Genomic DNA, 20599 nt, shown 5'->3' on the forward strand with positions numbered 1-20599 from the left:
CTCTTGTCCGTTTATATCCTATTGCCGAGGCGGTCGGGCCTTGTAAACCGGCAACTGCCAACCGAACAACAGAGATCCGGCGCGCAACGCCCAGCAAATCAATGCACATAAGCCCAATGCCAGCAGGCCCTCCAGCCCGAGGCGAGTGGCAAACACAGCGGTCAAAGCTCCGATAAAGGCGCAGGATACGTAAAGCTCACCCTGTTTCAGTACCAGCGGCACCTCGTTGCACACCACGTCACGCATCAAGCCGCCCAAACAGCCCGTGGTCACCCCCATCAGCACTACGATTATACCGGATTGATCCAGTGACAACGCCGCACCCGTGCCAGCAGCGACCGCGATGGACAGGGCGAAACTGTCCAACCAGACCAGCCAATTATACCGGCTTTCGACCAGATGAGCGGTAAAAAATACCAGCACCGCAGCGCCGCAAGCGATCAGGATATAAGCGGGCTGACCGACCCAGAAGATCGGATGTCGGTCCAGCAGCAAGTCGCGTACGGTACCACCGCCCACTGCCGTCAGACAGGCGATGAAGGCAAACCCGACCAGATCAAGCTGCGCTCGGCTGGCCACCAGCGCACCGGTCAGCGCAAAGACCAAAACCGAGGCGTAATCCAGCAGGGCAAGCCCGCTCACGCCTGCGCCTTCTTAGGTTTGAATGGGGCCATGCCGGCGCGCGCCAGTTCGTCGGCCTTTTCATTCTCCGGGTGGCCCGCATGGCCCTTGACCCATTCCCATGTCACCTGATGCCGCTCTTGCGCCTCATCCAGCCGCTGCCACAGATCGACATTTTTGACCGGCTTCTTGTTCGACGTCTTCCAGCCGTTCCGCTTCCACCCGAAAATCCATCCCGTAACGCCGTTCTTCACATAAGCGCTGTCGGTGACGATAGTCAGTTTCGAGGGCCGCTCCAGCGTCTCCAAAGCACTGATTGCAGCCAGCAGTTCCATCCGGTTGTTGGTTGTCTCGGCTTCGCCTCCGCTCAGCTCGCGTTCTTTCAGGATGGTCTCGCCATCCATCGCGCGCAGCAGTACGCCCCAGCCGCCGGGGCCGGGATTTCCGGAACAGGCACCATCGGTATAGGCAAAGAGATCAGGCATGAGCGAATACCAGAATGAACCCGTCGTAAGACCCGGCCAAACCTTTCCCCATTCCCTGCACGGAACGATCAATGGTGAAACCTGCCGAGGTCAGGGCGTCCTTGATCTGGGCCTCTGAATAATAGGTATAGTAACGGTCCAAATCATCGCGATGCTCGCCCGTGCCCAGCTTCATTCCCAGGAACAGCTGCCCGCCCGGCTTCAGTGCGGTGTGGATCGCGTTCAGATGACGCAGGAAATCGGCGCGCGGGGCGTGCAGCAGGCAGAAACTGGCATAGACGCCGTCATACTCTGCTACCTCTGTGACGTCATCGAAGGTGCCAAGGTGGGCGTCAACACCGTTGCTCCGCGCATGTTCAACAAAGGCAGGGGTTGCATCCAGCGCCCGTACCTTCAGCCCTTGCCGCATCAGAAACGCGCTGTCTGATCCGGGACCCGAGCCCAGATCCAGCACATATCCACCCTCGCGGACCGCATCTACAAAAGCCTGACGCGCCTCTAGCTGCTCGGCGGGCAGGGGGATCCTTAGGTAATCCGCAACGCGATCCGTGTAGGCCTTGATGGTCCGTTCATCACTCACAGGTAAACTCCCACAGCAAGACAGGTCAGCACGACAGCGGTTAGCAGGACGCGCAGCCGCATCCACCAGACCGGGGTCAACCGCCAATATGAGAACATGGCGTCCAGCAAAAGCAAGCCCGCAAACCCATACATCAGGTTGGTGCCCGCATTCACCGGACCGCCGCCGGTCGTGAAAAATGCCCAAAGTGCAGGCAACACCGACAAGGTGTAACAGGCCGCAGCTTTGCTGCCTGAGGTTTTGGTGGCGAAGCCCCACAACACGCCCGACATGAAACTCAGGATCACCGAGCCATAGAATAGCTGAATATACGGCCCCACGAAGCGCGACCCCAGCGTCTGCCGACCCCAATCGTTCAAATCACCGTTCAGATAAGTCAGCGCGCCCCAGACAAACGGGATCAGCCCAGCCAAACCAAGGAATAACGGCGCGCGGGGGATGCCGCTCATGCTGGTTCCCGCAATACGCGGGGAACTTTGAACTCGACATTCTCGACAGCGGTTTCGACCAGCTCGACGGTGACATCGTAGTGGTCGCGGAATGCATCGATCACCTCGTTCACCAGCACCTCGGGCGCGGATGCCCCGGCGCTAACCGCAATGCTGGAAATTCCTTCCAGCGCACGCCAGTCGATCTCGGTCGCGCGCTGCACCAGCTGCGCATAACTGCATCCGGCGCGCGAGGCGACCTCGACCAGACGACGTGAATTCGATGAGTTCGGCGCACCCACCACCAGCAAGGCATCGGCTTTCGGAGCGACGGCTTTCACCGCTTCCTGCCGGTTGGTGGTGGCATAACAAATGTCTTCCTTGTGCGGCCCGACGATGGCGGGGAAGCGGGCCTCAAGCGCGGCAATAATGTCCTTGGTGTCATCCACCGATAGGGTTGTCTGGGTGACAAAGGCCAGCTTTTCGGGGTTACGCACAGCGACCTGCGCCACATCTTCTACCGTTTCAACCAGCAGCACCTCGCCATCGGGCAGCTGTCCCATGGTGCCGATGGTTTCGGGGTGGCCCTTGTGGCCGATCATGATCATCTGCAGCCCGGCATCCGCATGGCGCTGCGCCTCGACATGTACCTTGGATACAAGCGGGCAGGTGGCGTCGACATATATCATCTCGCGCTGGGCTGCTGTGGCGGGCACCGATTTTGGCACACCGTGGGCCGAGAAGATCACGGGGCGATCATCAGGGCATTCGTCCAGCTCCTCGACAAACACGGCACCCTTGGCGCGCAGACCGTCGACGACGAATTTGTTGTGAACGATCTCATGGCGCACATAGACAGGCGCCCCCCATTTTTGAAGGGCCATTTCCACAATCTTGATGGCACGGTCCACTCCGGCGCAGAACCCGCGCGGGGCGGCCAGATATAATGTCAGCGGCGGCTTTGTCATTCGGCGATCTCCTGGACCGAACACCTAGGTCTTTTCATTGCCATGGTCCAGACAGCACTGCGTCATTTCACTGACATGAATCGCTGTTAGCACAAGGGTGTTTTCAGCACCTATACCTTTAAAGTCGCGCGGCCAGGGCTTCTGGCCCTGGCCGCGCATATTCTTGCCAACCCCCATTGGTGAGTGGTGGGGTTTGGTGGGGTCAGTGCCCGCCTGCAGCTGCGACGCTGCGGGGTTCAGTCGGCATCTCGCGCGGAGGGCGGCCGATCACGTCGCGCAGGTCTTCCAGCTCAATGAAGTTATCGGCCTGGCGGCGCAGTTCGTCCGAAATCATCGGCGGCTGACTACGGATGGTCGAAACAACGGAAACACGTACGCCCTGCCGTTGCAGGCTTGCGATCAGCGGGCGGAAATCCCCATCGCCCGAAAACAGTACGATATGATCAACGCGTGGTGCCAGTTCCATGGCATCGACGGTAAGCTCGATATCCATGTTTCCCTTGACCTTCCGACGCCCCATGCTGTCGGTGTATTCCTTGGCCGGTTTGGTGACCATGGTGAAGCCATTATAGTGCAGCCAGTCCACCAGAGGCCGGATCGGGGAATACTCGTCATTTTCCAGTAGCGCTGTGTAGTAGAAAGCTCTAAGCAGTTTGCCTCTGCGCATAAATTCCTGACGCAGCAACTTGTAGTCGATGTCAAACCCCAGTGCTTTGGCGGCTGCATAAAGATTCGAGCCGTCGATGAACAGCGCTAGCCGTTCGTCCTTGTAAAACATAAAATGGTCCTTCCGGTATAAGCCACCGCACCGTGAGCTCCGTGAGTGATAAAGTAATAGGTCAGTGCAATGGTGTCCTTAAAATAGGTGTTTTAGGCTTTATCGCAAGTATTCTCTGGTCCGAATATGGGGTCTGAAGTGGACAAAACCTTGTCAAAAGCGGTCATTGCCCTAGGGGCAAATCTCAGTCTGAGAGGTTGTGGGCCCAAGGTGACACTTGAGCGGTCGCTGATCGCGATGGCCGAGGCGGGCTTGGTGATTCGCAAGACAAGCCGGTTTTTTGCCACCCCATGCTTTCCGGCAGGGGCAGGGCCGGACTATGTCAACGCAGCGGTTTTGATCGAATCGGACCTCACGCCACAGGGTGTTCTGGACCTGCTGCACCGCATCGAACATGATTTTGAGCGCGCCCGTGAACAGCGTTGGGGCATGCGCACTCTGGACCTCGATCTGGTCTGTTGGGATGAACTTGTGCTGCCGGATGACGCCGAATACCAGCGCTGGCTGACCCTTCCCCCCGAAGATCAGACCAAATCTGCGCCGGAACACCTAATCCTGCCCCATCCGCGCTTGCAGGACCGCGCTTTTGTGCTTGTTCCCATGATGGATGTCGCCCCCGATTGGCGCCATCCCGTTCTGGACCGGACAGTGACGCAGATGGTTGCAGCCTTGCCACCCGATGAGGTGGCAGAGGTCAAGCCTCTGTGATCCTCGCATTTGCGGCATTTCTTGCTTGTCAAGGCGGGGATTCGCGCTTAGATAAACCCCTTCCTGCCACGGATTCATTTACGGAGAGCGCCCCATGGCCCGCGTTACGGTCGAAGATTGTGTAGACAAGGTCCCGAACCGGTTCGAACTGGTGATGCTTGCAGCCCACCGGGCGCGCGAGATTTCTGCTGGTGGCCCGATCACCGTTGACCGCGATAACGACAAGAACCCTGTCGTCTCGCTACGCGAAATCGCCGACGAAACCCAAAGCGCTGATGAGCTGCGCGAGCGTCTGATCGAAGCCAACCAGACCCAGATCGAGGTTGATGAGCCCGAAGAAGATCAGATGGCCCTGCTGATGGGTGCGGAATCTGACAAGCCTGCGGATGACGACATGTCGGAAGAAAAGCTCCTGCGCGCTCTGATGGAGGCCCAGGGCCAGGGGTAACCCAAGCGACAAAGGTGCGGACCGGATGATTTCAGAAGAAGACCTGATTGCGCTGGTCCGCAATTACAATCCCAAGACAAATGCCGACCGCATCGAAAGGGCCTATGAATTTGGCCAACAGATGCATGAAGGCCAGTTCCGCCATTCCGGCGAGCCCTATTTCTCGCACCCCGTTGCCGTTGCCGCCATCCTGACCGAACAGCGTCTGGATGATGCGACCATTATAACGGCCCTGTTGCACGACACGATCGAAGACACCAAAGCCAGTTATGGCAAGGTTACCGAACTGTTCGGGGATGAGGTCGCCAAGCTGGTCGATGGCGTCACCAAGCTGACCAACCTGCAGCTGTCCAGCCGTGAGACCAAACAGGCCGAGAATTTCCGCAAGCTGTTCATGGCCATGTCCAAGGACCTTCGGGTTATTCTGGTCAAACTCGCCGACCGCCTGCACAACATGCGCACGATCAAGGCGATGCGCCCTGAAAAGCAGGTGCAAAAAGCGCGTGAGACAATGGATATTTACGCGCCGCTTGCGGGCCGGATGGGGATGCAATGGATGCGCGAGGAACTTGAAGACCTTGCCTTCCGCGTCCTGAACCCCGAAGGCCGCCAGTCGATCATCCGCCGCTTTATCACTCTGCAACGCGAAACCGGCGACGTGATCCATCGCATTACCGGCGACATGCGGCACGAATTGGAAAAGGCGGGCATTGAAGCCGAAGTCTTTGGTCGCGCCAAGAAACCCTATTCGATCTGGCGCAAGATGCAGGAAAAGGATCAGGGTTTCTCACGTCTGTCCGACATCTACGGGTTCCGCATCATCACCCAGACCGAAGAAGACTGCTATCGCACACTCGGTGCCATCCACCAGCGCTGGCGCGCGGTGCCAGGGAGATTCAAGGACTATATCAGCCAGCCGAAATCGAACGGTTATCGCTCGATCCACACAACGGTTTCGGGGCGTGACGGCAAACGGGTCGAGGTTCAGATCCGCACCCGCCAGATGCATGACGTGGCCGAAACCGGTGTTGCAGCGCACTGGTCCTATCGCGACGGTGTGCGGTCCGAAAACCCCTTTGCGGTCGACCCGGCAAAGTGGATCGCAAACCTGACCGAGCAATTCGACAGTGAGGATGATCATGAGGATTTCCTCGAAGCTGTGAAGCTCGAGATGTATTCGGACCAGGTGTTCTGCTTCACCCCCAAGGGCGATGTGGTGAAACTGCCGCGTGGGGCGACGCCGATTGATTTTGCTTACGCAATCCATACCCGCATTGGTCATGCCTGCGTGGGGGCCAAGGTTGATGGCATTCGTGTGCCGCTTTGGACCCGGCTCAAGAACGGGCAGTCGGTGGACATCATCACCGCCGATGGCCAGAGCCCGCAGGTCACTTGGCTTGAGATCGCAGTCACCGGCAAAGCCCGCACCTCGATCCGCCGCGCCTTGCGCGAGGTCGACCGGGAACGCTTCATCAAGCTGGGTAAGGAACTGGCCCGCGCCGGGTTCGAAAACCTGGGCCGCAAAGCCACCGACAAGGCGCTGGAAACCGCTGCAAAACACCTGCGTTTAAAAGATCGGGACGAGTTGCTGGCCCGTCTGGGCAGTGCCGAGTTGACCGCCCATGAGGTGGTCGAAGCGGTATATCCCGAACTCACCAAGGATGATGGCGACGCGATCTCGCCCCGTCGTGCTGTGATCGGGCTTGAACCGGGCCAGAAATTCGATCGTGCCCCCTGTTGCCAGCCACTGCCAGGCGAGCGCATCGTCGGAATTACATATCGCGGCAAGGGTGTTGTCGTGCACGCCATCGACTGCGATCGCCTGACCGAGTTTGAAAATGAACCCGAGCGCTGGGTTGATCTGCACTGGCATTCGGGCACCCACCCCGCCGTCTATGGCGCGACGCTGGATTTGACCATCGGCAATGATGCCGGGGTGCTGGGGCGTATTTGCACATTGATCGGCGAGAAAAAGGCCAATATCTCGAACCTCGAATTTGTCGACCGCAAACCGGATTTTTATCGGCTGATGATCAATGTCGAACTTCGCGATCTTGAACAGCTGCATTCGCTGATGCTGATGCTCGAGGCTGAAAGCGACGTTGCTGCGGTCGAACGGTACCGGGAAAGTGCGAAACCCGCCGTTGCGGCTGGCTGAGAAGGGGTGATCACGAGTGGTTTTCAAGCGCCGAGATCGCCGCTCGCCTGTCCAAGTCGCGTCAGAGTTCGTCTATCCGCGCGGCGGATGGACCCGTGCCTTTCACTATGTCAAACATCGGGTTCGGCGCCTGCCTGACAGCCCGGAACGCATCGCGCGTGGCATCGGGGCAGGGGTGTTTGCCTCGTTCACGCCTTTTTATGGCTTGCATTTCCTGGTCGCCGCTGTGCTGGCGCGCCTGCTGAACGGCAACATTCTTGCCGCGCTCAGCGGCACGTTCTTTGGCAATCCCCTGACCTACGTGCCGATCGCGGTCATCAGCCTGCAAACCGGGCATTTCCTGCTGGGGACCAAGTTCCGCAAAGACGATACCGATGGGTTGATGGGGAAATTTGCGGATGCGATGGGCGATCTCAAGGACAATTGCATCGCCATGTTCACCCATCGCGAGGCGGACTGGCACGGGCTTAGCCGGTTCTATGACGATGTGTTCTTTCCTTATATGATCGGCGGGGTCATTCCAGGCATCGTGGCCGGAGTGATCTGCGCCTATCTTAGCCTGCCGCTTATCCGTACTTATCAGCAACGCCGCCGCGCCAGAATCAAAGCGAAGTTTGAACAAATCAAACGCCTTGCTCAGGCAGAGGCTGACGTTCCCCCGACAAAACCACTAGGCTCGACCTCAGGGACAATGAAGGATTCGAAAGATGTCTGACAACCGTTTGCGTCTGGGCGTGAATATCGACCACGTAGCTACCGTGCGGAATGCGCGCGGCGGGGCCTATCCCGACCCACTGCGCGCCGCCCGGATCGCGGAAGAGGCCGGGGCCGACGGCATCACAGCACATCTGCGCGAAGATCGCCGCCACATCTCGGACGCCGATATCGACGGGTTGATGGAGATCCTGTCGGTGCCGCTGAACTTCGAGATGGCCGCAACGGACGAGATGCAGAAAATCGCCCTGCGCCACAAGCCGCACGCTGTCTGCATCGTTCCCGAAAAGCGCGAGGAACGCACAACCGAGGGCGGGTTAGAAGTCGCGCGCGAGGAAAATAAGCTGGCCCATTTCATTGCGCCCTTGCGCGATGTGGGCTGCCGCGTGTCCATCTTTATCGCCGCCGACCAGCGCCAGATCGACGCCGCCCACCGCATCGGGGCCGAGGTGATCGAACTGCACACCGGTGCCTATTGCGATTTCCACGCCGAAGGCAAACTGGACGACGCCGCGCGCGAACTGGAAGCCCTGCGCGAGATGTCCGCCTATGCCCATTCGCTGGGTCTTGAAGTTCATGCGGGTCACGGGCTGACTTACGACACCGTGCAACCGGTGGCGGCCTTCCCTGAAGTGCGAGAGCTGAATATCGGCCACTTCCTGATCGGCGAGGCCATCTTTCGCGGCCTCACCCCTGCGGTTCACGAAATGCGCCGCCTGATGGACGAGGCGCGAGCATGATCACACCCGGCTTTGTGGCGATCTGGTTTGCATGGCTCATGGCCGGGGGCTCTCCGGGCCCTGCCACCATGGGCATCGCCGGAACCGCGATGAACGAAGGCCGCACCGCCGGTCTGGCCTTTGCGCTGGGCATCTGCGCCGGGTCCGCCGCGTGGGGCATCGCCGCCGCACTGGGGCTGTCGGCGATCATGCTGGCCAATGTCTGGGTGTTCGAGGTGATCCGCTATATCGGCGTCGCTTATCTGGGCTGGCTGGCGCTCAAGGCGCTACGTCGCGCGCTGACTTCGGATGAGGTCGCGCTGGGCAATCCGGTCACCGGCTCATTGGGCACGATATTTGCCAAGGGTGCAGCGATCCACCTGACCAACCCCAAGGCGATCCTCAGCTGGGGCTCGATCTACGCCATCGTTGCGCCAAATGACGCCAGCCTTGCTATGCTGCTGGGTTATTTCGCCATGCTCTATGCGGGTTCACTGCTGATCTTCATCGGCTACGCCTTCCTGTTTTCGTCTGCGCGCATGGTCAACGCCTATCGCCGCGCCCGCCGCTGGTTTGATTTTGCCTTCGCGGGTTTCTTTGGCGTGGCCAGCTACAAGATCCTCACGGTGCGCCTGTCATGACCTCTGAGGTGCAAGGATGATCCGACATTGCGTGATGCTGCGACTCGAGCCCGATCACGACACCGCAAAGCTTGCAGCTGTGATGGATGGGCTGGGCGCGGTCGCAGACCGTTTGTCGGGCTGCGGTGGCTTCATCCACGGCCCCAACCGCGACTTTGAGGCAAAATCCCCAAGCTATCCCTACGGCTTCACACTGGATTTCGCGGCTCAGGCCGACCTACAGCGCTATGCCAGTGACGAAACCCACCAGCAACTTGGCGCACGGCTTGTCGCGCTGTGCGTGGATGGGGCCGAGGGCGTCTTGGTGTTCGATCTGGAAACGCCCGACGCGGCTGACCAATAGCTGACCAATAGGAGACGAGGGACTGTCATGAAAGCAATCACCTATCGCGGATTTGGTGCGGCGGCGGATGTCCTTGAGTTGGTCGACCTGCCCACGCCCAACCCCGGCCCAGGCGACGTTCTTGTCCGGGTCCATGCCAGCGGCATCAACCCCTCAGACGTCAAGCTGCGCGGCGGCGCGCGCCCTGGCGCTGTGATGCAATACCCGATGGTTGTTCCCCACTCGGACGGGGCCGGAGTGATTGAGGCCGTAGGCGAAGGGGTCGATCCCGCGCGCGTCGGCGAACGTGTCTGGATCTGGAACGGCCAATGGCAACGCGCTTTTGGCACTGGGGCCGAATACATCGCGCTCCCCTCCGAACAGGCCGTATTCCTTCCAGATACGACCGGCTTCGCCGAGGGCGCGTGTTTTGGTATCCCCGCCTTGACTGCATGGTACGCGCTCTATTGTGACGGACCGATCACTGACCAGACCGTGCTTGTGACCGGCGGCGCAGGCACGGTCGGACGCTACGCCTGCCAGATGGCCGCACTGGGCGGCGCACGCGTTATCACAACGGTCAGTTCAGATGAAAAAGCCGCCCATTCCGGCGCGTCCGAATGGATCAACTACCGCACGCAAGACGTGGCCGAGGCGGCGATGGACATGACCAACGGCGCAGGCATAGACCGCATTGTCGAGGTTGATTTCGCCGCCAACCAACCCGCTTCCCTTTCTATGATCCGCCCCGGTGGCACCATCGCCAGCTATGCCTCGGCTTCGCAAATGAAGCCCGAACTGGATTTCTATGGCTTCATGTTCAAGAACATCCGCCTGCATATGCTGATCGTCTACCAACTCGACGCCGCGGCCCGCCGTCGTGGCGAGGCGCAGTTGGGCCAGTGGCTGGAACAAGGCGCACTGTCGCACGCCGTCGTCCCCGGCGGAGGGCTGATGGATGCGGCAAATGCACACGCAATGGTCGAGGCGGGGCAAAAGCTCGGGACCGTTGTGTTGGAGGTCTGACATGATCCTCGGCATCGGCACCGACCTCGCTAATATTGACCGCATTCAGGGCACGCTCGACCGGTTCGGCGACCGCTTCCGTAACCGTGTCTTCACTGAAACCGAACAACGCAAGGCTGAGCGTCGCGCCGATACTGCGGGCACCTACGCCAAACGCTGGGCCGCGAAAGAGGCGTGCTCGAAGGCGTTAGGCACCGGCCTGCGGATGGGGATCGCTTGGAAAGATATGGCGGTGACCAACCTGCGCACGGGTCAGCCCGTTATGCATGTCACCGGCTGGGCCGCAGAGCGTCTGAAAGAAATGACTCCCGAAGGCCACGAGGCGATCATCCACGTCACCCTGACCGATGATCATCCCTGGGCGCAGGCCTTTGTGGTGATCGAGGCCCGCCCGCTTCAAGAAGCGCCCGCGCAGCCTTGACTTGCCTCCACCCGACACGCATGTAGCACCCCAACCACGCATAGACTGGAGAGAGCAGTATGGCCGAGGAAGCCAAATCCGGAAACGCCGTCTGGGAGACGATCAAAACTATCGTCTACGCCCTGCTGATCGCGGGCGTTTTCCGCACGCTTTTCTTTCAGCCGTTCTGGATTCCCTCAGGCTCCATGAAGCAGACGCTGCTGATCGGTGATTTCCTCTTCGTCAATAAGATGGCCTATGGCTATTCCTACGCGTCCTGCCCTAGCCTGATCATCCCCAGCGTCGGCCTGAACATCGATGCCGAGGATGTGTGCGGTTGGATGCAGGGTGATGACAACTCCCGTCTGCTGGGTGGCGATCCCGAGCGCGGCGATGTCATCGTCTTCCGCCATCCGGTGACAGGGCGCGACTATATCAAGCGACTGATCGGTCTGCCGGGTGATCGTATCCAGATTCGTGAAGGTCAAATCATCCTCAACGACACTCCTGTGCCGCAGCAACCCGACGGTGTGTTCACCGAAGTTGCTGAACCGCAGGGTCCACAAGGCCTGCGCCCGCGTTGTTCCAACGGTCCCGTCGGGATCGGCGGTGTTTGCGAAAAGAACCGCCTGATCGAGACCCTGCCAAATGGCGTGTCCTACGACGTGCTGAACATCGGCAATCAGGGATCGGACAATACCGGGGTCTATACTGTACCCGAGGGCCACTATTTCTTCATGGGCGACAACCGCGACAACTCGGCCGACAGCCGTCTGCCGCAATCCGCCGGAGGCGTTGGCTTTGTGCCGTACGAAAACCTGATCGGTCGCGCCGACCGGATTATGTTCTCCTCCGCTGGCCGGTCCATGCTGTTCTTCTGGACATGGCGCGGTGATCGTTTCTTCAAGGCGGTCAATTGAAGCTATCGGCTGAGATAAAGGCGTTCCAGCAGCGCTTGGGGTATGAGTTTTCCGACCCTGAACTGCTGGTGCGCGCGCTGACCCACGGCTCGGTGTCTTCTGCCACGCGCCCCGACAATCAGCGTCTTGAATTTCTGGGCGACCGCGTCCTGGGCCTCGTCATGGCCACTGCTTTGCTTGAGGCCGACAAGAAAGCTTCCGAAGGCCAACTGGCCCCCCGTTTCAACGCGCTGGTGCGCAAGGAAGCCTGCGCCGATGTGGCCCGCCAGATTGATCTGGGTGCGGTGCTGAAACTGGGCCGGTCCGAGATGCTGTCCGGAGGTCGTCGCAAGCAGGCCTTGCTGGGCGACGCGATGGAGGCGGTCATCGCGGCCATCTACCGCGACGCAGGGTTCGAGGCTGCCCGAGACGTGATCCTCGCCCTCTGGGGCGATCGCATCCACAAGGTCGAGGCCGACGCCCGCGATGCAAAAACCGCCCTGCAGGAATGGGCACAGGCCCGCGGCCAGAAACCGCCCAGCTATGTCGAGGTCAAACGCACCGGCCCTGACCATGCCCCGATCTTCACGATCGCCGCTCGTCTGCAGAATGGTACCGAAGCTCAGGCCACCGCAGGCTCCAAGCGACAGGCCGAACAGGCAGCGGCAAAGGCGTTGTTGGAACAGTTGTCTTGATCCTCTGCGCAGCCAGATCATGAAAATCAGACCCGCCCAAAAAACCGACGCCGCCAGCCTCGCGGCCCTGTCGATTGAGGTCTGGATCGGAACATATCTAAAGCGTGGTGTGAACGCCTTCTTTGCCGAGTTCGCTCTGTCCGAGTTCACGACCGCCCGGTTCGAAGCCATATTGGAGGACGGCCAAGACCTTTTGATGGTCTCTGAAAACGAAGAGGGGATCGACGGCTATATTCGGCTTGCAGAAAATCGCATCGCACCCGTGGACGGGCTTTCTGACCTAGAAATCGTGACGTTCTATGTCCAGCACCGCCATCAAGGTAAAGGCATCGGCTCAGCGCTGCTCGACATCGCGATTGACTACATGCGTGAAAAAGGGCGCCCGTCGATTTGGCTGACAACCAATTCCGAGAACACGCCCGCAATCGACTTCTATCTAGCCAAAGGGTTCCGGCAGGTCGGAGTCACAGATTTTCGGATCGGGGACCAAGCCTATCCGAACCAAGTTCTGGCGTTGAACACTACAACCTGATCGCGCGATCAAGCCCGGCCAATGCCGGCACCGGCCGACCGGGCAGCGTCGCCCTATGGGCCGCAGACTGGCCTTCGCTCACTGATATCCGCAATGCGACAAATCCCTCTGGCCCGTCCGCGCATTCTGCTATAGGGGTGCGCACTTGCAAACAGGATCGCAGGACACATGAGCACACGCGCCGGATTTATCGCCCTGATCGGAGAGCCCAACGCAGGCAAATCCACCCTTCTGAACCGCATGGTCGGGGCCAAGGTCTCGATCGTGACGCATAAGGTGCAAACCACCCGTGCTCGCATCCGTGGCGTGGCGATGGAGGGCGATGCGCAACTGGTCTTTGTCGACACGCCGGGCCTCTTCAAACCACGCCGCCGTCTGGACCGTGCCATGGTCGCCGCCGCTTGGGGCGGGGCTGCGGATGCGGATGTGGTCGTGCTGATGATCGAGGCGCATCGCGGTATCACCGAAGGTGTCGAGCGCATCCTCGAAGGCCTGGAAGAGATCGGGCAGGGCCGCACCATCGCACTTGCGATCAACAAGATCGACAAGGTGCCCTCGGAAAAGCTGCTGGCGCTGACCAGTGACCTGAATGCGCGTTATCCCTTTGCCGAGACCTTCATGATCTCGGCCGAAAAAGGCCACGGTGTCGACGATTTGCGCAAATGGCTGGCCTCGGAACTGCCCGAAGGCCCGTGGCTCTATCCAGAAGACCAGATTGCGGATCTGCCTCTGCGCATGATCGCGGCTGAGATGACGCGCGAGAAACTGACCCTGCGCCTGCATCAGGAATTGCCTTACCAGCTGACCGTCGAAACCGAGAACTGGGAAGAGCGCAAGGACGGCTCGGCCAAGATCGATCAGGTCATCTATGTCATGCGTGATGGCCACAAAGGGATCGTGCTGGGCAAACGTGGTGAGACCATAAAGGCCGTCAGTCAGGCGGCGCGTGCCGAGCTGGAAGAGTTTTTGGACCGCAAGATTCACCTGTTCTTGCAGGTGAAAGTCCGGCCAAACTGGCTGGAGGAGTCCGAGCGCTACTCGGAAATGGGTCTGGATTTCAAAGACGGCAACGCATGACCCGGGCCAAGAATTTTCGTCGAAAATTCTCAACCCCTACGGAAAGGTCAGAACCATGACCCGGCTGACAGCTGAATTCTGGGTGCATGCCTATCTGGCGCGGCTGCGGTTTCAGGAAATACCGGCTTTTGTTGTGGCGCATGGGGATGACACCGCTGGGGCGGTGCTTATCAAACTCAACACACTCAACGGGCGGGCCGCAGCCTTTCAGCGCAGTTTTGATCTGATGAGCGGCGAGCGCAAATGGGTGGAGCTCTCATCCGGCGAAGAGGCAGACGTAGATGCCGCCATCACCCGCCAACGCAGTTTTGACCCCGACCTTTGGGTGATCGAGGTGGAAGACCGCCAAGGCAGGCACCTGCTGGGTGAAGAAGGTCTGGACTAACCCGCGCCAAATGATCTTGGACGTACGGCGCAAAGCGACTATTTTGCTTTGCAACCGGCTGAACGAAACGGCCCAATCTTCCGGGGGCCGCAGGAACAGGAGGGGGTTGAGTGGCTGAAACGCTTGCCCAGAAACTGGAAAACTCAAATCTCGGTCACTGGATGCAGCGGTTCGAGGGGTTCATGGTCTTCATCGGCGTCGTTGGCCCCTTCGCCACGCTTCCACAACTGATTAAGCTTTATTTCACCCACTCCGAACACGCGACCGGACAGTCGCTGCTGTCCTGGTCTCTGTATGCTGGGCTGTCGTTTTTGTGGTTCGCCTATGGGCTGGTGGTGGGCAAGTTGCCCATCTATGTGGGCAACGGTATCTCAATGGTGCTGAACCTGCTGATGGTTATCGGCATTCTGATTCACGCAGGTATGACGTTCTAGGGCGCGCGATCAGCCTGCATCGCTAAAATAGACAAAGCTCATCTTGTTGCCATCAGGATCGCGCGCATAAGCGCCGTAGAAGTTCGGGCCATATTGAGGTCGATCTCCGGGGTCACCTTCATTTGTTCCGCCATTGGCAAGAGCCTCGGCATGCACCTCGCGAACTTCCGCTTCACTTTCGCAAAGCAAGCCAACCATGTTGCCGTTTCCAACCGTCGCGGCCTCTTTGTCAAAGGGCGTCGCGACCCACATGGACCCACCGCCCCGCAGCTCGTAACAAACAGCGTGGGGCATATATTCAGCAATAACCTTGCCGCCGATTTTGGGCACAACCGCATCGTAAAAGCTTCGCGCTTTGACGACATCATTTGAACCGATCATGACATAGTTAAGTGACATTTCTTAAATTCCTCCGTGCAGAACATAAAGTGAACACTATTGCGTGAACAGATGTCACGCAACGTGTTTTTGGTGTTCCACAGGGTCAACCTAACGCGTTTCCATCTTGAACCTGCAACGGCCATAAGATTTCCTGCGTATATATCTGGTGACCTGACGAGGCCAAACTTGGACTGGCGTGATCACGGCATTCTTCTGACTTCTCGCCGTCATGGTGAGACAGCGGCGATCATCGAGGTCTTTACCGAAGCCCATGGTCGTCACGCCGGAATTGTGCGCGGTGGCACCAGCCGCAAGATCGCCCCGATCCTGCAACCCGGCGCGCAACTGGACGTGCTTTGGCGCGCGCGGCTCGAAGAACATCTTGGCACCTTTCAGGTCGAACCCCTGCGTTCGCGCGCTGCAGCGGCGTTTTCTGGGCGGCTGGCGCTCGCCGGATTAAATGCGGTGGTGGCGCTGCTGTCCTTTTGCCTGCCCGAACGCGAGCCTCATCCGGAGATCTATCAGCAAACAGAACAGTTGATGGACCTGCTGGGTCAGGATGAGGTCTGGCCACTGGCCTATCTGCGCTGGGAACTGGCGCTGCTGGAAGAGCTGGGCTTTGGCTTGGATCTTTCGGCCTGCGCAGTGACAGGGGCGACCGAGGGGTTGGTCTATGTCTCTCCGAAAACCGGCCGCGCGGTCAGTGCGGCGGGGGCAGGGGACTGGGCCGATAAGCTGCTGCCTTTGCCCCCCTGCCTGCGCGGCGAAGGCGCGGCTCCGGATACCGAGATTGCTGAAGCCTTGCGCACGACCGGGTATTTTCTGGAAAACCATCTGGCTCCGTCGCTGGGTCATACGCCTTTGCCGGACGCACGCGCGCGATTTGTGGCGCAGTTTACTCGGCGGCTTTGAACACCATCTCGTGCCCGTCTTCATTGCGCAGGATCAGCACATCGCCGGACACCTCGGACTGGGTCATCGCCATCAGTGCGGCGAAATAAAACCCCTCGGCTTCAAGCCCGGCGCAAGCCGCGCGGGTGGCGGCAAGATCGGTGATCTCAAACCACGGGTAGGGTGCATTCAGTGTACCTGAATAGGTGTTGCACGGGGCATTGCCCTCAATCCGACCCTCTTCGGGGAATCGCAAAAGGGCGCTGGCCTCAAAAGGCTGCCCGTCGATCTCTTGCAAAGCCCATGTCTGATCCGCTGCGCCATAGGCGGCGACAGTCTCATCCTTGTCGCATTGGAACAGGGTCAAAAGGGGCAGGAACAAGGCCAGACGTAACATCGCAATATCCTGTCAGTAGGGGTTCACACCGCTGATTAACTCTTCGCGCACTTCAAGGCGGGGGCGCCAGTTGTATTTGGTGTCCTCGCGCACCTGATCCCAGTAAAGCACCCCGCTGTTGCGCCACGGGTCAAGGATGATGCCTTCATACATTGAATCTCCCTTAGCGCTGATCAGAGCCGAATGGTGGATGATCCGGAACGCAGTTGGAGGCGACGTGGCCCAGTGCAGGTCCAGCGTGCGAAAGTTCTCTTGCTTCAAACGCGTGGTCATGGCCTGCGCCCAATCATTGCACAGACCTTTTTCGCGAAATCCGTTGATGACCTTTGCGTTGTGGATGATGGCTGGATCGGTCACGTTCCAGTCCTGTTTCAGTTGATTGGAATAGGCATAAGATATCTCGGCTGCACGCCGCGCCTCGGCAGGGTCAACCTTGGGGTCAAGCTGCTGGATCGCTTGTGCCAACTGGTCCACATCATCGGGCCCGGTGTTTGGTGCCATGGCGCATCCGGCAAGGGCCATGCAGGTGGCCAAAACTGCGATGATGATCTTCACGCTCGATTCTCCTCTGGCCAGCTTGGGCGCTGGGTTTGGTTGACGCCCTTTACCCGATTTCTGCGCTCGATCCGAGGGGGAAGTTTCGCCCATTAAGCCCTGAAACCGAGTTGTACAACTCGGAAGAAATAGGCCTTAAGATCCGTACAACACGGAAGAAAAAAGAAAACCCGGCGCAAGGCCGGGTTCAGTTGGGGAAACCGCGTCGCTTCGGGCGTCAGCCCAGCAATCGACGCGCGATGACTTGCGCCTGTATTTCTGCGGCGCCTTCAAAGATATTTAGGATGCGCGCGTCACAAAGCACGCGGCTAATTTTGTATTCCAGAGCGAAACCGTTGCCGCCATGAATCTGCAGCCCGTTATCCGCCGCAGCCCAAGCAACTCGAGCGCCCAGCAGCTTGGCCATTCCGGCCTCAAGGTCGCAACGTTGACCGTGATCTTTTTCCCAAGCAGAATAATAAGTTAGCTGTCGCGCGATCATGATCTCGACCGCCATCATCGCCAGCTTGCCCGAGACGCGAGGGAAATTGATCAGAGATTTGCCGAACTGCTTGCGGTCTTGTGCATATTGCATGGCAATGTCCAAAGCACTCTGCGCTACGCCGATGGCGCGGGCAGCCGTTTGGATGCGGGCAGACTCGAAGGTTTCCATTAACTGCTTGAAACCTTTGCCTTCTTCGCCGCCCAGCAGGTTTTCGCCCTTCACTTCGAAGCCGTCAAATCCCAGCTCGTATTCCTTCATGCCACGATAACCCAACACCTCAATCTCACCACCAGTCATGCCGGGCGTGGGGAAGGGGTTCTCGTCGGTTCCAGGTGTCTTCTCAGCCAGGAACATGGACAGCCCACGGTGATCGGTACTGTCGGGATTAGTCCGCGCCAACAAGGTCATCACATGGGTGCGCGCCGCGTGTGTGATCCATGTTTTATTTCCTGTTATTTTGTAGTTACCATCTTCACTCTTGACGGCCCGCGTACGCAGGCTGCCCAAATCCGATCCGGTATTGGGTTCAGTGAAAACAGCGGTTGGCAGGATCTCGGCGCTGGCCAGTTTTGGCAGCCAGTTGGCCTTTTGTTCATCCGTACCGCCCGCGATGATCAGTTCTGCGGCGATTTCGGACCGTGTGCCCAGAGAACCCACGCCGATGTACCCGCGCGAAAGCTCTTCCGAGACCACACACATTGAGGCTTTGGATAGGCCGAACCCGCCGAATTCTTCGGGGATGGTCAGACCGAACACGCCCATCTCGGCCAGTTCCTCGATAATCTCGATTGGGATCAGTTCGTCCTTCAGGTGCCATTCATGGGCATTAGGCTCAACCTTTTCAACGGCATAGCGGCGAAACTGGTCTCGGATCATCTCCAGTTCTTCGTCCAGACCAGACGCACCAAACATGGTGGCACCGGACTGGTCCTGCATCAACTCAACCAGACGCGTGCGCGCGGCCTGAGAGTTGGCTTGCGCCATTAGTGTCTGCACTTCGCTGCATTGGAATCCCGACAGAGCATCCCAGCCAAGGCCAAGATCCTGCAAACGTACAACCTCGCCCTGGTTCATCGGAATACCACCGGCGATCTGATGCAAGTATTCCCCAAAGGCGATCTGATGCAACAGCTGCTCCATCTCGCCGAATTTTCCCTCGGCCTGAAGTGCCTCGGCCCAGCGCTGCATCTGCTGCAGCGACTGGTGGTATGTGGCCAGCCAAGCCAGCCCATGTGCGGCTGTCTGATTGGCCTCGATCAGTGCGCCCGATATGCGACCTTCGCTTGTCACCTGCGCGCGAACCGATTCGACCGCCTTATCGAATACCGCTTGAACGCCGGGCAGGGCTGCTGCGCTGAGTGATAGAAGATCGGGCAAAACCGCTGGCTGCGTCATGTTCGTCACATCCTGTCCGTCATGGGCCATGAATCACGTCCTCTGCTGGGTTGTCTGGTCATATCATGCTGCACATGCAGCGCAACAAAAATACGCAAAACATCCATAAAAAGTTCAAAAATTGCTTAGTGACTTTTGCAGTGCAGAAATTTTTTGGACTGGTATGAAGGGTCGATGGGACTGTTTTCACTTATGTCGCCGCAGGATTTCTGTCTGGCTTTGGTCGTTGCCTTCGTCGCGGGCTGGGTCAAGGGCATGGTCGGTTTTGCCATGCCAATGGTGCTTGTTTCTGGTCTTAGCATGATGCTGCCGCCTGAGCTGGCGCTGGCAGGTCTAATCTTGCCCACGCTGGTGACCAATGGGGTGCAGGCCTTGCGGGAAGGTTTACCCGCGGCGGTGGCGTCAGTTCGAAAGTTCAAGGTATTTCTGAGCGTTGGACTGGTCTGTCTATTGGCCAGCGCGCAACTGATCAACATCTTGTCGCCCAAGGCATTTCTGTTGATCTTAGGCGCACCAGTTTCGTTCTTTGCTCTGATGCAACTACTGGGGCTGAAACTGACGCTGCAAGCGCCCTCAATGCGGGTTGAGGCTATGGTGGGTGCGGTGGCCGGTGCTGTCGGCGGCATCTCGGGCGTGTGGGGACCACCAACCGTGGCCTATCTGACAGCCTTGAATACACCGAAGAAGGATCAGATGCGGGTGCAGGGCGTGATATACGGTCTGGGCGCTGTGGCGCTTATTGTGGCGCATCTGGGTTCGGGTATTCTAAGGACTGACACAGCGGTGTTCTCAGCGCTGCTGATTATCCCTGCCTTGCTGGGAATGCGCGGCGGTCAGTTTCTGCAGGATCGTATCGATCAGGCACAGTTCCGCAAACTCACTCTGCTTGTACTGCTGATTGCAGGGCTGAACCTGCTGCGCAGGGGTCTTTTGGGTTAATTGCGTCTTTCAGCAAACCGAAAGGCGAAATAGAGGCCCAACATTAGGAAGAAAAGACCTGAGATATCACCGATCAGATAGGCGATATACTCGGCCGTTGCGCTGCCGAAGGCCATGTTGGTGAGAACGGACACCAATACCGATGTGATGATTCCAACGCCCATCACGCACAGCCAGCATGGCTTCCGATCGACGCGCGGAAACAAATCCCAGCCCAACGCCTTGCAGACATAAAAAACCGCTGGAACTGTGGTGACCGCGATAGTGATCGCCAGCAATCTGCTGGGCAGAAGAACATCCCAACCGCCCACAAGGGCAAAGACGATGGCAACGCCGGGCAACAGTGCGAATATCGCCCTCCATCCCAACAACCAAGCCGACAGAACCCGCACGCCGTGCGGCAGGAACAATAAGCTGGCATAGCTGGGGTATGCGGGAAAAAACACGTTCTGAAGCGGCATCAGCACCTGGAATGTTAGGAACGATGCAGCGACATAGGCCAAAGAGGCATAGAATGTTTCAGAGGCCCATCTGCGCAC

Annotated in this window: 28 protein-coding genes; 17 read left to right on the forward strand and 11 right to left on the reverse strand. The window is 58.8% G+C overall.

The window, feature by feature from the left end; all coding sequences use genetic code 11:
• Window positions 1–18: 18 nt before the first annotated feature.
• The 6 genes from ACR0BT_RS19900 to ACR0BT_RS19925 form a co-directional block, all read right to left on the reverse strand.
• The gene (locus ACR0BT_RS19900) at window positions 19–642 is read right to left on the reverse strand and encodes a trimeric intracellular cation channel family protein (RefSeq protein WP_170392625.1); all 624 of its coding nucleotides are present in this window, start codon (window positions 640–642) and stop codon (window positions 19–21) included.
• Window positions 639–1106 carry a ribonuclease HI gene (rnhA, locus tag ACR0BT_RS19905; protein WP_170733738.1) on the reverse strand — a complete coding sequence of 156 codons (468 nt, stop codon included), beginning with the start codon at window positions 1104–1106 and terminating at the stop codon, window positions 639–641. The genes ACR0BT_RS19900 and rnhA overlap by 4 nt, the downstream gene beginning before the upstream one ends.
• A complete protein-coding gene (locus tag ACR0BT_RS19910; RefSeq protein ID WP_480763908.1) occupies window positions 1099–1686 on the reverse strand; it encodes a class I SAM-dependent methyltransferase in 588 nt (195 codons plus the stop codon). The genes rnhA and ACR0BT_RS19910 overlap by 8 nt, the downstream gene beginning before the upstream one ends.
• Complete coding sequence (locus ACR0BT_RS19915; RefSeq protein WP_170392622.1) at window positions 1683–2135, reverse strand: DUF3429 domain-containing protein; 453 nt, start codon at window positions 2133–2135, stop codon at window positions 1683–1685. Before ACR0BT_RS19915 ends, ACR0BT_RS19910 begins: the two co-directional genes overlap by 4 nt.
• Window positions 2132–3082 carry a 4-hydroxy-3-methylbut-2-enyl diphosphate reductase gene (gene ispH / locus ACR0BT_RS19920; protein WP_170392621.1) on the reverse strand — a complete coding sequence of 317 codons (951 nt, stop codon included), beginning with the start codon at window positions 3080–3082 and terminating at the stop codon, window positions 2132–2134. The genes ACR0BT_RS19915 and ispH overlap by 4 nt, the downstream gene beginning before the upstream one ends.
• Before the next feature lie 202 nt (window positions 3083–3284).
• Window positions 3285–3860 carry a LabA-like NYN domain-containing protein gene (locus ACR0BT_RS19925; RefSeq protein ID WP_039541714.1) on the reverse strand — a complete coding sequence of 192 codons (576 nt, stop codon included), beginning with the start codon at window positions 3858–3860 and terminating at the stop codon, window positions 3285–3287.
• 126 nt (window positions 3861–3986) lie between these two features.
• On the opposite strand from ACR0BT_RS19925, the gene folK reads away from it, so the two are divergent.
• The 15 genes from folK (at window position 3987) to ACR0BT_RS20000 (ending at window position 15018) form a co-directional block, all read left to right on the forward strand.
• On the forward strand, window positions 3987–4568 hold the full coding sequence (gene folK / locus ACR0BT_RS19930; protein ID WP_170818862.1) for a 2-amino-4-hydroxy-6-hydroxymethyldihydropteridine diphosphokinase: 582 nt from the start codon (window positions 3987–3989) through the stop codon (window positions 4566–4568).
• A gap of 94 nt (window positions 4569–4662) precedes the next feature.
• Window positions 4663–5016: a DNA-directed RNA polymerase subunit omega gene (gene rpoZ, locus ACR0BT_RS19935; RefSeq protein WP_010437681.1), complete on the forward strand. Its 354-nt coding sequence runs from the start codon at window positions 4663–4665 to the stop codon at window positions 5014–5016.
• A gap of 25 nt (window positions 5017–5041) precedes the next feature.
• Complete coding sequence (locus tag ACR0BT_RS19940; RefSeq protein WP_170392619.1) at window positions 5042–7174, forward strand: RelA/SpoT family protein; 2133 nt, start codon at window positions 5042–5044, stop codon at window positions 7172–7174.
• Window positions 7175–7190: 16 nt separating this feature from the next.
• Window positions 7191–7889: a DUF2062 domain-containing protein gene (locus ACR0BT_RS19945; RefSeq protein WP_170392618.1), complete on the forward strand. Its 699-nt coding sequence runs from the start codon at window positions 7191–7193 to the stop codon at window positions 7887–7889.
• Window positions 7882–8628: a pyridoxine 5'-phosphate synthase gene (locus tag ACR0BT_RS19950; RefSeq protein WP_170392617.1), complete on the forward strand. Its 747-nt coding sequence runs from the start codon at window positions 7882–7884 to the stop codon at window positions 8626–8628. Before ACR0BT_RS19945 ends, ACR0BT_RS19950 begins: the two co-directional genes overlap by 8 nt.
• Entirely contained in the window at window positions 8625–9248 is a 624-nt protein-coding gene (locus ACR0BT_RS19955; RefSeq protein WP_170425202.1) for a LysE family translocator, read from the forward strand. Before ACR0BT_RS19950 ends, ACR0BT_RS19955 begins: the two co-directional genes overlap by 4 nt.
• Before the next feature lie 16 nt (window positions 9249–9264).
• Window positions 9265–9591, forward strand: a complete 327-nt coding sequence (locus ACR0BT_RS19960; RefSeq protein WP_480763910.1) for a Dabb family protein — start codon at window positions 9265–9267, stop codon at window positions 9589–9591.
• 27 nt (window positions 9592–9618) lie between these two features.
• A complete protein-coding gene (locus tag ACR0BT_RS19965; protein WP_170402304.1) occupies window positions 9619–10596 on the forward strand; it encodes an NADPH:quinone reductase in 978 nt (325 codons plus the stop codon).
• A 1-nt stretch (window position 10597) separates the two neighbouring features.
• The gene (gene acpS / locus ACR0BT_RS19970) at window positions 10598–11017 is read left to right on the forward strand and encodes a holo-ACP synthase (protein ID WP_170392613.1); all 420 of its coding nucleotides are present in this window, start codon (window positions 10598–10600) and stop codon (window positions 11015–11017) included.
• 59 nt (window positions 11018–11076) lie between these two features.
• A complete protein-coding gene (lepB, locus tag ACR0BT_RS19975) occupies window positions 11077–11916 on the forward strand; it encodes a signal peptidase I (protein WP_170802262.1) in 840 nt (279 codons plus the stop codon).
• On the forward strand, window positions 11913–12590 hold the full coding sequence (gene rnc, locus ACR0BT_RS19980) for a ribonuclease III (RefSeq protein WP_170392611.1): 678 nt from the start codon (window positions 11913–11915) through the stop codon (window positions 12588–12590). The genes lepB and rnc overlap by 4 nt, the downstream gene beginning before the upstream one ends.
• 19 nt (window positions 12591–12609) lie before the next feature.
• The gene (locus ACR0BT_RS19985; protein ID WP_480763911.1) at window positions 12610–13122 is read left to right on the forward strand and encodes an N-acetyltransferase family protein; all 513 of its coding nucleotides are present in this window, start codon (window positions 12610–12612) and stop codon (window positions 13120–13122) included.
• A gap of 168 nt (window positions 13123–13290) precedes the next feature.
• Window positions 13291–14199: a GTPase Era gene (era, locus tag ACR0BT_RS19990; RefSeq protein ID WP_170392609.1), complete on the forward strand. Its 909-nt coding sequence runs from the start codon at window positions 13291–13293 to the stop codon at window positions 14197–14199.
• Between the two features lie 55 nt (window positions 14200–14254).
• Window positions 14255–14584 (forward strand): DUF1491 family protein, encoded by a 330-nt coding sequence (locus ACR0BT_RS19995; protein WP_170402292.1) that lies wholly within the window; start codon window positions 14255–14257, stop codon window positions 14582–14584.
• A 110-nt stretch (window positions 14585–14694) separates the two neighbouring features.
• Window positions 14695–15018 (forward strand): SemiSWEET transporter, encoded by a 324-nt coding sequence (locus ACR0BT_RS20000; RefSeq protein ID WP_170392607.1) that lies wholly within the window; start codon window positions 14695–14697, stop codon window positions 15016–15018.
• A gap of 9 nt (window positions 15019–15027) precedes the next feature.
• Here the strand turns inward: ACR0BT_RS20000 and ACR0BT_RS20005 are convergent, their stop codons facing one another.
• Complete coding sequence (locus tag ACR0BT_RS20005) at window positions 15028–15417, reverse strand: VOC family protein (protein WP_170402289.1); 390 nt, start codon at window positions 15415–15417, stop codon at window positions 15028–15030.
• A 168-nt stretch (window positions 15418–15585) separates the two neighbouring features.
• Between ACR0BT_RS20005 and recO the strand changes: the two genes are divergently transcribed.
• Entirely contained in the window at window positions 15586–16311 is a 726-nt protein-coding gene (gene recO, locus ACR0BT_RS20010) for a DNA repair protein RecO (RefSeq protein ID WP_170662876.1), read from the forward strand.
• On the opposite strand, the gene ACR0BT_RS20015 is transcribed toward recO, so the two are convergent.
• The 3 genes from ACR0BT_RS20015 to ACR0BT_RS20025 form a co-directional block, all read right to left on the reverse strand.
• Entirely contained in the window at window positions 16295–16687 is a 393-nt protein-coding gene (locus ACR0BT_RS20015; protein ID WP_480752271.1) for an META domain-containing protein, read from the reverse strand. The genes recO and ACR0BT_RS20015 overlap by 17 nt on opposite strands.
• Before the next feature lie 12 nt (window positions 16688–16699).
• Window positions 16700–17242, reverse strand: a complete 543-nt coding sequence (locus ACR0BT_RS20020) for a hypothetical protein (protein WP_170402284.1) — start codon at window positions 17240–17242, stop codon at window positions 16700–16702.
• Window positions 17243–17459: 217 nt separating this feature from the next.
• Entirely contained in the window at window positions 17460–19151 is a 1692-nt protein-coding gene (locus ACR0BT_RS20025; protein WP_170733743.1) for an acyl-CoA dehydrogenase family protein, read from the reverse strand.
• A 144-nt stretch (window positions 19152–19295) separates the two neighbouring features.
• Between ACR0BT_RS20025 and ACR0BT_RS20030 the strand changes: the two genes are divergently transcribed.
• Window positions 19296–20060 (forward strand): sulfite exporter TauE/SafE family protein, encoded by a 765-nt coding sequence (locus ACR0BT_RS20030; protein ID WP_170662871.1) that lies wholly within the window; start codon window positions 19296–19298, stop codon window positions 20058–20060.
• On the opposite strand, the gene ACR0BT_RS20035 is transcribed toward ACR0BT_RS20030, so the two are convergent.
• A complete protein-coding gene (locus tag ACR0BT_RS20035) occupies window positions 20057–20599 on the reverse strand; it encodes a hypothetical protein (protein ID WP_255611805.1) in 543 nt (180 codons plus the stop codon). The genes ACR0BT_RS20030 and ACR0BT_RS20035 overlap by 4 nt on opposite strands.

It is taken from the genome of Ruegeria sp. CJ6, assembly GCF_056536665.1.

What these genes read in the sequence shown, in the direction of transcription:
- era (WP_170392609.1), top strand. Translation starts at nt 13,291, where the DNA reads ATGAGCACACGCGCCGGATTTATCGCCCTGATCGGAGAGCCCAACGCA.
- rpoZ (WP_010437681.1), top strand. Translation starts at nt 4,663, where the DNA reads ATGGCCCGCGTTACGGTCGAAGATTGTGTAGACAAGGTCCCGAACCGG.
- ACR0BT_RS19955 (WP_170425202.1), top strand. Translation starts at nt 8,625, where the DNA reads ATGATCACACCCGGCTTTGTGGCGATCTGGTTTGCATGGCTCATGGCC.
- folK (WP_170818862.1), top strand. Translation starts at nt 3,987, where the DNA reads ATGGGGTCTGAAGTGGACAAAACCTTGTCAAAAGCGGTCATTGCCCTA.
- ACR0BT_RS20025 (WP_170733743.1), bottom strand. Translation starts at nt 19,151, where the DNA reads ATGGCCCATGACGGACAGGATGTGACGAACATGACGCAGCCAGCGGTT.
- ACR0BT_RS19925 (WP_039541714.1), bottom strand. Translation starts at nt 3,860, where the DNA reads ATGTTTTACAAGGACGAACGGCTAGCGCTGTTCATCGACGGCTCGAAT.
- ACR0BT_RS19915 (WP_170392622.1), bottom strand. Translation starts at nt 2,135, where the DNA reads ATGAGCGGCATCCCCCGCGCGCCGTTATTCCTTGGTTTGGCTGGGCTG.
- ispH (WP_170392621.1), bottom strand. Translation starts at nt 3,082, where the DNA reads ATGACAAAGCCGCCGCTGACATTATATCTGGCCGCCCCGCGCGGGTTC.
- ACR0BT_RS20015 (WP_480752271.1), bottom strand. Translation starts at nt 16,687, where the DNA reads ATGTTACGTCTGGCCTTGTTCCTGCCCCTTTTGACCCTGTTCCAATGC.
- ACR0BT_RS19965 (WP_170402304.1), top strand. Translation starts at nt 9,619, where the DNA reads ATGAAAGCAATCACCTATCGCGGATTTGGTGCGGCGGCGGATGTCCTT.
- ACR0BT_RS19985 (WP_480763911.1), top strand. Translation starts at nt 12,610, where the DNA reads ATGAAAATCAGACCCGCCCAAAAAACCGACGCCGCCAGCCTCGCGGCC.
- ACR0BT_RS20030 (WP_170662871.1), top strand. Translation starts at nt 19,296, where the DNA reads ATGGGACTGTTTTCACTTATGTCGCCGCAGGATTTCTGTCTGGCTTTG.
- acpS (WP_170392613.1), top strand. Translation starts at nt 10,598, where the DNA reads ATGATCCTCGGCATCGGCACCGACCTCGCTAATATTGACCGCATTCAG.
- rnhA (WP_170733738.1), bottom strand. Translation starts at nt 1,106, where the DNA reads ATGCCTGATCTCTTTGCCTATACCGATGGTGCCTGTTCCGGAAATCCC.
- ACR0BT_RS19995 (WP_170402292.1), top strand. Translation starts at nt 14,255, where the DNA reads ATGACCCGGCTGACAGCTGAATTCTGGGTGCATGCCTATCTGGCGCGG.
- ACR0BT_RS19950 (WP_170392617.1), top strand. Translation starts at nt 7,882, where the DNA reads ATGTCTGACAACCGTTTGCGTCTGGGCGTGAATATCGACCACGTAGCT.
- ACR0BT_RS20005 (WP_170402289.1), bottom strand. Translation starts at nt 15,417, where the DNA reads ATGTCACTTAACTATGTCATGATCGGTTCAAATGATGTCGTCAAAGCG.
- ACR0BT_RS19940 (WP_170392619.1), top strand. Translation starts at nt 5,042, where the DNA reads ATGATTTCAGAAGAAGACCTGATTGCGCTGGTCCGCAATTACAATCCC.
- lepB (WP_170802262.1), top strand. Translation starts at nt 11,077, where the DNA reads ATGGCCGAGGAAGCCAAATCCGGAAACGCCGTCTGGGAGACGATCAAA.
- ACR0BT_RS19960 (WP_480763910.1), top strand. Translation starts at nt 9,265, where the DNA reads ATGATCCGACATTGCGTGATGCTGCGACTCGAGCCCGATCACGACACC.